Here is a 13541-nt window from a genome sequence, read left to right on the forward strand (position 1 = left end):
CCCAAACCCCCCCGGCACGGGGGTTAGGGCGCCCCACCGGCCCCCCGGCGGGGGCGCACCCCGGCTCCTTCCCGCGTGGTGGCCACCCCTCAACCGCCGCTTCGCGGCGGTCCCCCTCCCCGTTCCGGGGAGGAACAAAAAGCCATGCCCCCCACGCTGCCAATGCCGGATACACCGCCAGATACAGCGCCAGCAACACCACCGCGATCCACCCCAGCCAAGCCGGCATTGCCGCCTGATAGGTGAACGCCGTCGCGATCCAGTTCAGCCCGACGACAAAATGTCCGACCCCAAATGCCCAGCCGATCCCGAACGTCCGCCAGCCCTTGGGACTGCGCGCAACGAGCGCCATCCAGCCCGCGAGCGCGAGCAGCGTCAACGGCCACAGATTTAGCGGAGCAAATCCCGTTGCCGAAACGGCGCCCAATGCGAGGGCAATCAGCTTGGGCCAGCGGTCGGCGAAAGCGGCAATGCGGGGGGATAGCGCGGTCACGCGCGCTCCTTTAGCCGGGCGCCGCGGTACTCACTAGAGCATATATTTCATCTTGATCGCCTGGTGCGTGTCGCCGGTAACTGCAAAGCTTGCCGATTTGAACTTGGGCGCGCCCATCCCGATCGCGGGATTTCGTGAAAAGCCGAAGCCTTCCTTGGGCATGAACAGCGCCATATCCATCTTGTTATTGCTGTTCTCGTCGTGGACGAGGGCGATGGCATAGGTGCCATCGGCGGGGGCGGCGACCTTGAAATGACCCGCGTTCGCGGCTTTCACCGCGATGCGCACCGACGCCTTGTCCTTGCTGCAGTCGGGGAAGGCCTTGGGGTTGGCGGTCAGGCACACCAGCACCTGTCCCTTGGTGCTGCGCAACCCGGTAACGCTGACATCAACCGTCGGCAGCGGCGCGCTCGCTGCGGCGGTGAGCAGCGGCAAAATCGCCAAGCCCAATATCGGTGCCGCAAATCTTGTCCCAGAAACGGAAATACAGGCCATAATTCCCCCGGTAAGCGGCATGATGCTGCTCGTGATGCGTTGCGGTTATCAGCCACCGCCCGACTGGTCCATGAACAAGCGCGCGCGGGAACATTTCCCATCCCATATGATTGCCGACCCCCATGACCGTCATGATCGTCAGCACCAGCCCCAGCACCGCGACATGGACCGGGATCAGAAACACCAGCACGGGGATGACGACCGCGCCAGTCAGCGCCTCGACCGGATGGAAACTCATCGCCGCCCAGGCCGTCGGCGGGCGGCTTGCGTGATGCACCGCATGCGCGATGCGGAACGGCCGCGGCCGGTGCATCCAGCGGTGCGTCCAGTAAAACCATGTGTCGTGGGCGAGCAGATAGGCGAGCAGGCTGACCGGCAGATACCAGAGCGGAACGGCATCGACGTCGGTATAGATGCGCGTCCAGCCATGCGCCTGCCAACCCCACGCGACTACCCCTGCGGGAATCCCGTAAATCGCGGCGCTGGCGAGGCTCCAGCCGATCTCGCGGCGCATCTGGGGTTCGAGTCCGCGATAAAGGCCGGGATGTTTGATCCGGGTCGCGAGGGCAAAGCCTCCGCTGCTGAGCAGATATCGGACCCCGACGATCAGCGTCATCGCCAGCGCAGAGAAAATGATCGCGGTCATCCGTCCGCCCTAGCCGCCTGCGCGCGCGGCGGCTAGGGCGGACGGATGACCGCGTCCGAACCCGATTATTGCGACATTGCCATCGTCGGCGGCGGGCTGGCGGGCGGACTCGCGGCGCTGGCGCTCGCGGCGAAGCGCCCCGCGCTCGATGTGCGGCTGATCGAACCCGATGCGATCGGCGGCAATCATATCTGGTCTTTCTTCGACAGCGACATTGCCAAGCGCGATCGCTGGCTCGTCGCGCCGCTCGTCCGCTACCATTGGGACAGCTATGATGTCGCCTTTCCGGCGCGCGAGCGCCGGGTGCGGATGGGGTATAAGAGCATCACCGGCGAGGCGCTCGCCGAGGCAGTTGCCGCGGCGCTGCCCGCGGGGCGGATCATTGCTGACAAGGCGAAGCATGTCGCGCCCGATCATGTGCTGCTGTCGCGCGGCGGGCGGCTGTCGGCAAAGCATGTAATCGACGCGCGCGGCACCGGTAAAACTTCGATGCTCGATTGTGGCTGGCAGAAATTCGTCGGGCAGGCGCTGACCGTCGAGGGTGGGCATGGCATCGAGCGTCCACTCGTTATGGACGCGACGGTTGAGCAGCTGGACGGCTATCGTTTCGTCTATCTGCTGCCCTTTGATGCCCAGACGGTCTTTGTCGAGGACACTTATTATAGCGACAGCGCAGACCTGGACGTCGACGCAGTACGCCACCGGATCGCGACCTATGCGGCGCGGCGGCAGTGGAATGTCACCGCAGTGACGCGCGAGGAAACCGGTGAGCTGCCCGTCGTCGTTGCGGGCGATTTCAACCGGCTGTGGCCCGCGATCGACCGCACGGCGCGGATCGGGGTGCGCGCTGGGGTGTTCCACGCGATGACAGGCTATTCGCTGCCCGATGCAGTGCGCACCGCGGCGGCGCTGCCCGCGCTGATCGATCGCGGCGATCTAGGGGTGCGGCTGCGCGCGCGTGCCGCAGCGTCATGGCGCCGCCAGCGTTTTTACCGAATGCTCGGTGCGATGCTGTTCCGCGCCGCCGATCCGGGCGAGCGTTACCGAATCTTTCAGCGATTTTACGGCCTCGCGCCCGGCCTGATCGCGCGCTTCTACGCGGGGCGGTCGAACACTGCCGACAAATTACGCATCCTGTCGGGCAAGCCGCCCGTATCTGTACGCCGCGCAATTGCGGCGCTTGCAAGACTGGACTGGAAATGACGCGTAGCGCTATTGTTATCGGCGCCGGTTTTGGCGGCCTCGCGCTCGCCATTCGGCTGCAATCATCGGGGGTCGCGACGACGATCGTCGAGGCGCGCGACAAGGCGGGCGGGCGCGGCTATCACTGGCAGCGGCAGGGGTTCACCTTCGACGCCGGGCCGACGGTGATCACCGACCCGCCGTGCCTTCAGGAACTATGGGCGCTCAGCGGGCAGGACATGGCCGCCGATGTGACGCTCGACCCGGTGATGCCCTTTTACCGGCTCAACTGGCCCGACGGCACCAACTTCGATTATTCGAACGACGAAGCGGCACTGAATGCCGAAATCGCGAAGCTCAATCCCGCCGACGTCGCGGGGTATGAAAAATTTCTGACCTATTCAAAGGGGGTGTATGAGGAGGGCTATGTCAAGCTCGGCTCGGCGGCCTTCCTCGACTTCGCCTCGATGATCAAGGCGGCCCCGGCGCTGATGAAATATCAGGCCTGGCGAAGCGTCTATTCGATCGTGTCATCCTATGTGCAGGACGAACGATTGCGGCAGGCGCTGTCGTTCCACACCCTGCTCGTCGGCGGCAATCCGATGAACACCAGTTCGATCTACGCGCTGATTCACACCATCGAAAAAGAGGGCGGCGTGTGGTTCGCGCGCGGCGGCACCAACAAGCTGGTCGCGGGCATGGTTGCGCTGTTCGAGCGGCTGGGCGGAACGCTCCGCCTCGCCGACCCGGTGACCAAGATCGAAACGCAGGGCGACCGCGCGACCGCGGTGCAGACCGCGAGCGGCTGGCGCGCCGAAGCGGACATGATCGCCTCGAACGGCGACATGATGCACAATTATGCCGCGCTGCTGTCGGACCATCCGCGAGGCAAAAAAGCCGCGAAATCGCTTGCGCGCAAACGCTGGTCGCCATCGCTGTTCGTTGTCCATTTCGGGGTGAAGGGCGAGTATCCGGACATCGCGCACCACAGCATCCTGTTCGGTCCGCGCTACAAGGGGCTGCTCGACGACATTTACAAGAACGGCGTTGTGCCCGATGACTTCTCGCTCTACCTCCACCACCCGACCGCGACCGACAAGGCGATGGCGCCGGGCGGCTATTCGACCTTCTACGTCCTCGCCCCGGTCGCGCATCTGGGCAAGGCGAAGGTCGACTGGGACGGCGCATTCGGCCAGCAATTTGCCGATGCGATCCTCGACGAGGTCGAGGCGCGGGTGCTGCCGGGACTTAAGGCCAATCTCGCGACCAGCTTCCACTACACCCCTGCCGATTTCGGCCGCGATCTGTCAGCGCATCTCGGCAGCGCGTTCAGCCTGGAGCCGGTGCTGTGGCAAAGCGCGTGGTTCCGGGCGCATAATCGCGATGATGTGATTTCGAACCTGTATTTCGTCGGCGCGGGGACGCATCCGGGGGCGGGAATTCCAGGGGTGGTCGGGAGCGCCAAGGCGACCGCAAAGCTGATGCTGGAAGGCGCGGAATAACAGAAACCGTCCGCATCGAGCGAAGTCGAGAGGCCCATCAGGCTGGAATTGACGCCGGGTGTCTCGACTTCGCTCGACACGAACGGGTAAGGGAAAGTTTATGAAACGTCTTGCCGTCTATTGCGGGTCCGCGACCCCTGCCGATCCAATCTATATCGAAACCGCGCGCCATGTTGGCCGCACGCTGGCCCAGCGCGGCATCGGCGTCGTCTATGGCGGCGGGCGCCTTGGGCTGATGGGCGCGGTCGCCGACAGCGCACTCGAAGCCGGCGGCGAGGTGATCGGGGTGATCCCCGACGCGCTGGTCGGTACCGAGGTGGCGCACCGCGGCTGCACTGAATTGCACGTCGTCAGCGGCATGCACGAACGCAAGAAGATGTTCACCGACCTATCCGACGGTTTCCTCACCATCCCTGGCGGCGTCGGCACGATGGACGAATTGTGGGAAGCGATCAGCTGGGCGCAGCTCGGTTATCACAGCAAGCCGGTCGGCCTGCTCAACGCGGCAGGCTTCTACAACGACCTGATCGCGTTCAACCAGAATATGATCGAGGTCGGTTTCATTCGCCCCGCGCACGCCGGGATCATGATCGTCGACGCCGGGCTCGACGATCTGCTGGGCAAGATGGCGACTTATGAACCCCATGCGCCGATCTTTGCGATGAAGGCCGACGATCTGTAATGGACGCGGCGGGGGTCTATGACGCGCACGCCCTCCACGGTTTCGCGCGCGACAGCATCGCGCGTGGCTCGAAAAGCTTCGCGCTCGCCAGCCAGTTGTTCGATCGCGAAACCCGCGAACGCGTCTGGCTGCTCTATGCCTGGTGCCGCGCCGCCGACGATCTGACCGACGGCCAAGACCATGGCGGCGCGATGTCGCACGACCATGATGCGCAGGCCGCGCTCGCGCGCATCCGCACCCTCACCGACGCCGCCTTTGCCGGGCAGCCGACGGGCGACCAGGCATTCGACGCGCTCGGCTATCTGCTGACCGAAGTGGCGATCCCGCGCGCCGTCATCGACGACATCATCGCGGGCTTTGCGCTGGACGCCGACGATTGGCGCCCTCGCAGCGAGGCCGACCTGCTGCGCTATTGCTATCATGTCGCGGGCGCGGTCGGGGTCGCGATGGCGTTGGTGATGGGGGTCGACCCTGCCGACGAGGCGACGCTCGACCGTGCCTCCGACCTCGGCATCGCCTTCCAGCTCGCCAACATCGCGCGCGACGTGGCCGAGGATGCCGCCGCCGACCGCTGTTACCTGCCGATCGAATGGATCGTCGAACTCGACATCCCGCCGGGCCAGCACATGCACCCTGCCTTTCGCGGCCGCCTGTCGGTGATGGCGAAATGGCTCGCCGAAATGGCCGCGGAATATGAAGCATCGGCGCGCTGGGGCGCGCGCAAACTGCCGCCGCGCAGCCGCTGGGCGGTCCTCGCGGCGGCGGGCATCTATGGCGACATTGCACGCGAAGTGCGCGCGCGCGGCGACCATGCGTGGGACCACCGCGCCAGCACGACGCGGCTCGCCAAACTCGGCTGGATCGCGCGCGCGGGCTGGTCGGTGCTGCGGCGCCCGCCGGGCCACCGGATCAGCCGCGACGGATTGTGGACGCGTCCACGGCTGGATGCGCCGACGTGACGCAGATCGAATGGCTGGCCGCGGCGTTGGTCCTGATCAACGTCGCGCTCGTCGCGCTGCGCAGCGTGTGGAATTATCCCTTCGCGCTCATCGCGGTCAGCCTTTACGCCGTCGTTTTCTATGACGCGCGGCTGTATAGCGACACGGTTTTGCAGGGCTTTTTCTTTGCGCTCAATCTTTACGGCTGGGCCAGCTGGCTGCGCGCCCGCAATGACAGCGGCGTCCCGGTCGGCTGGATGGACGGGGCGTCGCGTCAGGCTTGGGCCGCGGTGACGATCGTCGCATGGGTAGCGTGGAGCTTTGCGATGGATCGCTACACCGATGCGGTGGCGCCCTGGATCGATGGCGCAATCGCGATGCTCAGCATCACCGCGCAATGGCTGCTTGCGCGGCGTCGGGTCGAAAGCTGGTATCTGTGGATCGTCGTCGACCTGATCGCGATCCCGCTCTTCGCCTCGCGCGGTCTGTATGCCACCAGCGCGGTCTATGTCGTGCTGCTTGGCCTGTCGATCGACGGGCTGATCCAGTGGCGCCGCGCCGCGGCAACGGGCAGCGTGGCGTTATGACGCACCATATTTGTTTCCATGGCGCCGAAAGCACCGGCAAATCGACGCTGGCACCGCGCCTCGCGCTGCGGCTCGGCGGGCTCGTCGTTCCCGAATATGGCCGCACCTATGCCGAGGCCAATGGTACCGATCTCGACGACATCGACCTACTGGCGATTTTTGACGGCCATATCGCGGCCACCCGCGAAGCGCTGGCGCGAAACCCCGACTGGCTGATCTCCGATACCGATGCGTTGATGACGCAGGCTTGGGCGATCATGCTGCTCGGCCGCCGCTTGCCCGAAATCGACCAGTGGAATGATACCGCCGACCTTTACCTGGTGCCGGCGATGGACCTGGAGTGGCAGGAGGACGGCACCCGCCTGTTCGGCAGCGACCTGGCGCGGCGGCAGTTCATGGATGTCGCGATCGGCGAGCTCGAACGGCGCAAGCTCAAATGGGCTTGGGTCCGGGGCGGAGGCGACGCGCGCCTGCAAAGCGCGCTGGCGGCGATAAAGGCGGCGCGGTTGGGGTGATCTCTCCTCGCTGCGGCGAAGCCATGGGGAGGATCAGGCGGCGTAGGCGTCGCGCAATTCCCGCTTCAACACTTTGCCGATCGGGCTGCGCGGCAGTTCCTCCACGACGGTGATGCCGCTGATCCGCTGCGTCTTGCCTACCTTGGCGTTGCAGTCGGCGCGCACTGCCTCGGCGTCGTCGCCGTCCTTTAGCACCACGAACGCGACCGGGGTTTCGCCCCATTCTTCGCTCGGCATCCCGACCACGGCGGCCTCGACGACGCGGTCGTCGGCAAGCAGGATCGCTTCCAGATCGCTCGGGAAGATATTGAAGCCGCCCGAAATGATCATGTCCTTGGCGCGGTCCATCAGGGTCAGGAAGCCGTCCTCGTCGATTCGTCCGATGTCGCCGTGGCGATAGAAGAGATTGCCGTCGCTATCGTACCAGTGCATCGCCTTGGTCGCGTCGGGGCGGTTGTTGTAACCGGTCATCATCGCGGGCGAGCGGCCGACGACTTCGCCGACCGATCCTTGCGGTAGTTCGTTACCGTCCTCGTCGATCACTTTTGCGATATGCCCCGGCGCGGGCTTGCCGACGGTGTGGAGCTTGTCGGGGAATTGATGCGCCTCAAGGATGAACGCCGCGCCGCCTTCGGTCATCCCATATATTTCAACCAGCCCGCCGGGCCAGCGCGCCAGTACATCGGCCTTGAGCGCCGCAGGGAAGGGCGCCGAGGTGCAATATTTGACGACGAAGCTGGAGAGGTCGAAGCTCTCGAAATCGTCGAGCGCCATGATGCGTCGATACTGCACGGGCACCAGCATCGTGTTCGTCGCGCGCTCGCGCGCCGCGAGTTCGAGGAATCCGCGGGCGTCGAATTTCTTCATCAAGACAGTCTGCCCGCCCGATCCGACGGTGGGCATGAAGCTTGCCATCGTCGTGTTCGAATAGAGCGGGGTCGACAGGATCGTCACGGCGTTGGGACCGTAAGCCGGGGCGCCGCGAATGATATGCTGCCAGCGCATAGCATGGCTGTGGACGATGCCCTTGGGCGTGCCGGTGGTACCCGACGAATAGATAATGTTGAAGCCGTCTTCGGGCCGGATCACGACGGGCGTCGGCTTGGCATCGGCGAGCGCAAGCCAGACCTCGAGGGGCGTCCCCGCATCGCTGCCGTCCATCGCGATCAGGTCGCTCGCCGTGATGACCTGACCTTCCAGGCTCGTCTTCGCAGCATTGTCGAGGAGCAGGTGGCGCGCGCCGGTATCGGCGATCATTGCCGCCATCTGCTCGCCGGTGGCGCTGTTGGTCACCAGTCCCGCGACGCCGCCTGCGCGCAGCGTGCCGATGATGACGGCCATTTGTTCGACGCTGTTCAGGCCGGCAATCGCGGTGCGGTCGCCTTTCGCAAACCCATCCTGCTGCAAGCGCGCCGCGATTCGGTCGGCCAATTGGTCCAGTTCGGACCAGCTCAGCCGCCGCGCCGGGTCGGCAGCCGCTACGGCATCGGGACGTTCCGCGGCATGGGCACGGACAAGGTCGGGCAGGGTGGCGAAGTCGCTCTCGAGCATCTGGGCTACGGTCATGCTGCGGGGTTAGCACAGGCGCGGCATCGCGCAATGCCGGGTACGGGGCATTGGTCATCGAGAGGGGCGAGGGGAAGGTCAGGGCTATGCTTTGCGGTCGCGGCCCGATCAAGGGGCGGGGGCGACAGAAGGCGCGCGTTTTCTTCCCCTCGCTTGACCAAAAGTTTCAGCTTGCTACTGATCTGGGACATAAGAAACCAACGATTCCCGGAGATGATGGCCCGATGCACCCTTCCGTTCATGCCCGCAACAACCCCGACAAAGCCGCGATCATCGTTGCCGAAACGGGTGAAGCGATCAGTTATGGTGAGCTCGACGCGGCGTCGAACCGCGCCGCGCAACTGTTTCGCGCGCATGGGCTGGGGCATGAGGATGTCGTCGCCTTCATGCTCGAAAACACGCCGCATTATTACGGGCTGACGTGGGGTGCGCAGCGCTCGGGGCTACGTTATGTCTGCATCTCGTCGCGGCTGACGCAGGACGAGACCGATTACATTCTCGAAAATTCAGGCGCAAAGATGCTCGTCGTTTCGGCCAGCCTGGGCGCCGCGGCGCAGCAGCTGACCACGACGATTACCCGCTTTGCGATGGGCGGCGACATCGACGGCTGGGCGCGGTGGGAAGATGCGGTCGCCGCAATGCCCGCGACCTCTGTCGCCGACGAGCGCGCCGGGGTCGACATGCTCTATTCGTCAGGGACGACCGGGCGGCCCAAGGGCGTGCGTGTGCCGCTGCCCGAGGAACGCGCGATCGACGCGACGAACAGCCTGGTCATGCTTGCCTCGGCGGTGTTCCAGATCAATTCGGACAGCATCTATCTGTCGCCCGCGCCGCTCTATCACGCCGCGCCGCTGCGCTGGTCGATGACGATCCACCGGCTGGGCGGGACCGTCGTCCTGATGAAGAAATTCGATCCCGAGGCGGCGCTGGCTCATATCGAAAAATATCGCGTCAATTCCAGCCAGTGGGTGCCGACCCATTTCGTCCGAATGCTCAAGCTGCCTGCAGAGGTCCGCACGCGCTACGACACCACCTCGTTGAAGGTTGCCATCCACGCCGCGGCGCCATGCCCGATTCCGGTCAAGCAGGCGATGATCGACTGGTGGGGGCCGGTGCTCTTCGAATATTATGCCGGGTCGGAAGGCAATGGCATGACCTTTGTCTCGAGCTCCGACTGGCTGACCCACAAGGGCACCGTCGGCCGCCCGATTCTCGGCGCGGTCCATATCATGGGCGAGGATAATGAGACCGAACTTGGTCCCAATGAAGAAGGAACGGTCTTCTTCGAAAGCGAAAACGTCTTCGAATATCATGGCGATAGCGAGAAAACGGCCTCGAGTCGCAACAGCAGGGGCTGGTCGACCCTCGGCGACGTCGGCAAAGTGGACGTCGAAGGCTTCCTTTACCTCACTGACCGTAAGAGCTTCATGATCATTACCGGCGGGGTGAACGTCTATCCGCAGGAGATTGAAAACCATCTCGTCACCCATCCCAAGGTCGCCGACGTTGCCGTGGTTGGCGGACCGCACGACGAAATGGGCGAAGAGGTGATCGCGGTGATCCAGCCTGCCGATATGGCTGACGCGAACGACGAATTCCGGGGCGAACTGATCGCCTATGCCCGCGAGAAACTGTCGGGCGTAAAGATCCCGCGCCGCATTGAATTCATGGAGGCGCTGCCGCGGCACGACACGGGCAAGCTCTACAAACGGCTGCTGCGCGATCAATATTGGGACAAGGCGAAGGCGGAGTTCTGAGCATGACCGCGCGCGTCGAGTTCTTTTTCGATCTTTCGTCGCCCTGGACCTGCCTTGCTTTCCACAATCTGCCCGGCCCGCTTGAGCGTACGGGGGCGACCGCCATGTACCGGCCGATCCTCGTCGGCGGGGTGTTTAATGCAGTCAACCCCGCCGTCTATGCCGCGCGCGAGCAGGCCGATAACCGGCGGCTTCAGCATAGCTGGAAGGTTCTGAAGGACTGGGCGCTGCTTGCCGGGGTGCCGATGAACTTTCCGTCGCAATGGCATCCAGCGAAAAGCATCGCCGCGATGCGCTTTTGCTGTGCGCTCGAGGATGATCAGGCGGCACTGATCGCCTTCGCCCGCGCGGCGTTCGCGAGTTATTTCGGTGCGCAGGAGAATCTCGACGATCCCGATGTGCTCGAACGGGTGGCGACCGAGGCGGGGCTTGACGGCGCCGCTATCCGCACGGCGGCCGCGACCGATCCGGTCAAGGCGCGGCTGCGCGCTAATACCGAGGAAGTCATCGCGCGCGGTGGTTATGGATCCCCGACGATCTTCGTCGATGGTGACGACATGTATTTCGGCAATGACCAGCTTCCGCTCGTCGAAACCGCTTTGAAACGCTGAAAGGGCTAATCCCGTGAAAGACCGTATTTCCATCACCATGCTCGACGGCGGCATCGCTGACGTCCGCCTGATCCGCGCCGACAAGATGAACGCGCTCGACCCTGCGATGTGGGCGGCGCTGACCGAGGCGATCGATACGCTCAAGGCGATGTCCGGCCTGCGCGTCGTCGTCCTGTCGGGGGAGGGCCGCGCCTTTTGCGCGGGACTTGACCTCGCCAGCCTGGGCGGAGAGCGAGAACCCGGGACGAGCAGCACCGGCGGCAGTCTGAACGAACGCGCGCACGGGATTGCCAATGGTCCGCAATATGCGGCGTGGGGCTGGCGCGAACTGCCGGTGCCGGTGATCGCCGCGGTGCATGGCGTGGCGTTCGGCGCGGGCAGCCAGATCATGGCCGCCGCCGACATCCGTATCGTCCACCCCGACACGCGGATCGCGATCATGGAAATGCGCTGGGGATTGGTTCCCGACGTCGCCGGGATGGCGTTGTGGCGCACGCAGGTCGCCGACGATGTGCTGCGCGAGATGATCTATACCAATCGCGAATTCAACGGGTCTGAAGCAAAATTGCTCGGCTTTGCGACGCATGTCTCCGACGATCCGCTGGCAAGGGCGATGGAGCTGGCCGCGGTGATCGCCGACAAGAATCCGCATGCGATCCGCGGCGCCAAGCGGCTGTGCAACATGCTGGCCGATGCGACCGACGCAGAGATTTTGCAGGCCGAAAGCGACGAGCAGGTGAAGGTCATCCGGACCCCGAACCAGATGGAGGCGGTGATGGCGGGGATGCAGAAGCGGAAGCCGAATTTCGCTGATTAGCTCGTCGCCCCGCCTCTGCGGTGGCGACGTTTAGTGGAGAAACCCCAAAAACCGCACGGCATTGTCCCAGTCGCGCTTGTGCGCGGCGCGCTGCGTCTGCGCCTCGGCATCGGCGCCCCAGCGGCGTTTCTGATATAATTGGTCGAGGCTGACCGCGTCCCATAAATGTTCGGGGTCAAACGCCTGCTGGGTGCAGGCCAGCCCGGCAACCAGCGATCCGCCGATCGTCACCAGCGGGGTCAGCGCCGTCATCCGCCACGGGTCATGCGCGAGCGTGGCGGTGCGCAGCGCGGCGACGGTCGCGGGCGGCTGATCGACCGGGAGGATCCCCTGGGTGATGATGAATTCGACACCGAATTGCGTTTCCGCCCAAGCCAGGATCGGGTTCCACGCCGCGACTTGCTCCGCCTGCAACGCTGCATCGCGATCATCGCGGTAACAGAAGAGGTCGGTCGCGGCATAGGCGGCGACGGGTTCGCCGAACACCGCCGGGTCGGGCGCGGCAAGGTCGATTGCGGCATTGGCGAGCCCGGTCATCGGCATCGCACGCGGATCGATTGTGTCGCCCTGCGCCTGCCATTCGGCCGCGATCGCCTCGGCAAGCATCGCGCTCGCCACAATCAGCGGCGCGCGGTGCGGGGTGCGCATCGGTCGCCCGTCGAGCGCGATCCCCCAGCCACCGTCCTGCGGGACGATCGCGACGTCTTTCCAGAAGCGCTTCACAGGTTCTTGGGCGAGCGCCAGCGGCGTGCGAGCAACCGCGGCATCACCGCGAAATCGAAAGCGCCGATCAACACCAGCGCGACGCCGATCCAGCGGTCGGTCGGCTGCCCCGCCAGTTCCCAGCCGCCGCGAATCAGCACGAAGCCGATCAGCACGAGCAACGCACCAGCGAGGCGCATCGCGACAATGGCGAAATATCGTTTTTTGGCGAGTGCGTCGTCGGCTTGGTTCATGCTTGCCCCTTATCGTCGCCGAGATGGCGCATCAACTGCGCCAGAGCGCCATGACCCGTCGCCTCTATGCCCTTGATGACGCGGTCGCGTTCGTCGGCGGATTTGTTCTGTGACAGCTTGATCGTCGGTCGCCACGCGGTGATGCGAAGTTCGAAGCCGGTAATCGCGCCGGTCATCTTGCTGAACAGCGCCGGGTTCATCTTGTCGCGCGTCCATGGCGGATTGGCGCCGGTACGCGCCTCATGGGCGGCCGACAGCGTGTCGAGCTGCGCGATCAGGGCGGCATCGTCGAGCTTGCTGACGACACCCTCCATTTCGATCGCAACATAATTCCATGTCGGCACCTGGTCGGCCGCTTCATACCAGCTGGCACTGACATAGGCGTCCGGCCCCTGCACCACCGCAAGCGCTGTCGAACCATCCAAGTGCCGCGTCAGCGCATTGCCGCGCGCAAGGTGGAATTGAAGCGTGGCCCGATCGTCGCTCAGCACCACCGGGGCATGCGCGACGCGCGGACCGTCGGGGGTAGCGGCGAAGACCGCGGCAAAGCCGATCTCGCGGACCAGCAGCTCGGCCAGGTCGTCCTGCCGCGGCCGGAAGGCAGAGTTCGGGTGCATCAGGTCGGTCTGGCGGGACGCGCCGGATGCTTCTTGGCACTCGGCTTTTTGCCAGCCGGTTTCTTGGCCGCCGGTTTTCCGGACTTGCCCGCCTTCGCTTTTTTTTTTGCCTATTTCCCGGCTATGTCGGTCGGCTTGCTGTCGGGGGTGCGCCCGCGGCGCTCGCCGCGCCGCGCT

The 13541-nt window shown here is 64.8% G+C and carries 15 protein-coding genes and 1 pseudogene; 9 read left to right on the plus strand and 7 right to left on the minus strand.

Annotation, left to right across the window (positions count from 1 at the left end):
* The 3 genes and pseudogenes from K0M74_RS02730 to K0M74_RS02740 all read right to left on the minus strand — a co-directional run.
* Positions 1 to 493, minus strand: a pseudogene (locus K0M74_RS02730) (apolipoprotein N-acyltransferase); the annotation flags it as partial.
* Between the two features lie 33 nt (positions 494 to 526).
* The gene (locus K0M74_RS02735; RefSeq protein ID WP_293967643.1) at positions 527 to 937 is read right to left on the minus strand and encodes a DUF2141 domain-containing protein; all 411 of its coding nucleotides are present in this window, start codon (positions 935 to 937) and stop codon (positions 527 to 529) included.
* Positions 882 to 1634: a sterol desaturase family protein gene (locus tag K0M74_RS02740; protein WP_293967646.1), complete on the minus strand. Its 753-nt coding sequence runs from the start codon at positions 1632 to 1634 to the stop codon at positions 882 to 884. Before K0M74_RS02740 ends, K0M74_RS02735 begins: the two co-directional genes overlap by 56 nt.
* A gap of 45 nt (positions 1635 to 1679) precedes the next feature.
* On the opposite strand from K0M74_RS02740, the gene crtY reads away from it, so the two are divergent.
* The 6 genes from crtY (at position 1680) to K0M74_RS02770 (ending at position 7040) form a co-directional block, all read left to right on the plus strand.
* Positions 1680 to 2837, plus strand: a complete 1158-nt coding sequence (crtY, locus tag K0M74_RS02745) for a lycopene beta-cyclase CrtY (protein ID WP_293967649.1) — start codon at positions 1680 to 1682, stop codon at positions 2835 to 2837.
* Positions 2834 to 4318 (plus strand): phytoene desaturase, encoded by a 1485-nt coding sequence (locus K0M74_RS02750; protein ID WP_293967652.1) that lies wholly within the window; start codon positions 2834 to 2836, stop codon positions 4316 to 4318. Before crtY ends, K0M74_RS02750 begins: the two co-directional genes overlap by 4 nt.
* Positions 4319 to 4418: 100 nt before the next feature.
* On the plus strand, positions 4419 to 5000 hold the full coding sequence (locus K0M74_RS02755; RefSeq protein ID WP_293967654.1) for a TIGR00730 family Rossman fold protein: 582 nt from the start codon (positions 4419 to 4421) through the stop codon (positions 4998 to 5000).
* On the plus strand, positions 5000 to 5959 hold the full coding sequence (locus K0M74_RS02760; RefSeq protein WP_293967657.1) for a phytoene/squalene synthase family protein: 960 nt from the start codon (positions 5000 to 5002) through the stop codon (positions 5957 to 5959). Before K0M74_RS02755 ends, K0M74_RS02760 begins: the two co-directional genes overlap by 1 nt.
* Positions 5956 to 6525, plus strand: a complete 570-nt coding sequence (gene pnuC / locus K0M74_RS02765; RefSeq protein ID WP_293967660.1) for a nicotinamide riboside transporter PnuC — start codon at positions 5956 to 5958, stop codon at positions 6523 to 6525. The genes K0M74_RS02760 and pnuC overlap by 4 nt, the downstream gene beginning before the upstream one ends.
* Entirely contained in the window at positions 6522 to 7040 is a 519-nt protein-coding gene (locus tag K0M74_RS02770) for an ATP-binding protein (RefSeq protein WP_293967663.1), read from the plus strand. Before pnuC ends, K0M74_RS02770 begins: the two co-directional genes overlap by 4 nt.
* A gap of 33 nt (positions 7041 to 7073) precedes the next feature.
* Here the strand turns inward: K0M74_RS02770 and K0M74_RS02775 are convergent, their stop codons facing one another.
* Positions 7074 to 8606, minus strand: coding sequence for a class I adenylate-forming enzyme family protein (locus K0M74_RS02775; RefSeq protein ID WP_293967666.1), 1533 nt, complete (start codon positions 8604 to 8606; stop codon positions 7074 to 7076).
* A gap of 224 nt (positions 8607 to 8830) precedes the next feature.
* On the opposite strand from K0M74_RS02775, the gene K0M74_RS02780 reads away from it, so the two are divergent.
* Genes K0M74_RS02780 through K0M74_RS02790 form a run of 3 tightly spaced genes read left to right on the plus strand, consistent with a single transcriptional unit; the run spans position 8831 to position 11791 of the window.
* Positions 8831 to 10363: an acyl-CoA synthetase gene (locus K0M74_RS02780; RefSeq protein WP_293967669.1), complete on the plus strand. Its 1533-nt coding sequence runs from the start codon at positions 8831 to 8833 to the stop codon at positions 10361 to 10363.
* 2 nt (positions 10364 to 10365) lie between these two features.
* Positions 10366 to 10974, plus strand: a complete 609-nt coding sequence (locus tag K0M74_RS02785) for a 2-hydroxychromene-2-carboxylate isomerase (protein WP_293967682.1) — start codon at positions 10366 to 10368, stop codon at positions 10972 to 10974.
* 13 nt (positions 10975 to 10987) lie between these two features.
* The gene (locus tag K0M74_RS02790; RefSeq protein ID WP_293967684.1) at positions 10988 to 11791 is read left to right on the plus strand and encodes a crotonase/enoyl-CoA hydratase family protein; all 804 of its coding nucleotides are present in this window, start codon (positions 10988 to 10990) and stop codon (positions 11789 to 11791) included.
* A gap of 30 nt (positions 11792 to 11821) precedes the next feature.
* On the opposite strand, the gene K0M74_RS02795 is transcribed toward K0M74_RS02790, so the two are convergent.
* Genes K0M74_RS02795 through K0M74_RS02805 form a run of 3 tightly spaced genes read right to left on the minus strand, consistent with a single transcriptional unit; the run spans position 11822 to position 13364 of the window.
* Positions 11822 to 12514 carry an ATP12 family chaperone protein gene (locus K0M74_RS02795; RefSeq protein WP_293967686.1) on the minus strand — a complete coding sequence of 231 codons (693 nt, stop codon included), beginning with the start codon at positions 12512 to 12514 and terminating at the stop codon, positions 11822 to 11824.
* Positions 12511 to 12747 (minus strand): hypothetical protein, encoded by a 237-nt coding sequence (locus K0M74_RS02800; RefSeq protein WP_293967688.1) that lies wholly within the window; start codon positions 12745 to 12747, stop codon positions 12511 to 12513. Before K0M74_RS02800 ends, K0M74_RS02795 begins: the two co-directional genes overlap by 4 nt.
* Positions 12744 to 13364 carry an FMN-binding negative transcriptional regulator gene (locus K0M74_RS02805; RefSeq protein WP_293967690.1) on the minus strand — a complete coding sequence of 207 codons (621 nt, stop codon included), beginning with the start codon at positions 13362 to 13364 and terminating at the stop codon, positions 12744 to 12746. The genes K0M74_RS02800 and K0M74_RS02805 overlap by 4 nt, the downstream gene beginning before the upstream one ends.
* Positions 13365 to 13541: the final 177 nt, after the last annotated feature.

Source organism: Sphingopyxis sp., from assembly GCF_019459305.1.
GTDB lineage: Bacteria > Pseudomonadota > Alphaproteobacteria > Sphingomonadales > Sphingomonadaceae > Sphingopyxis.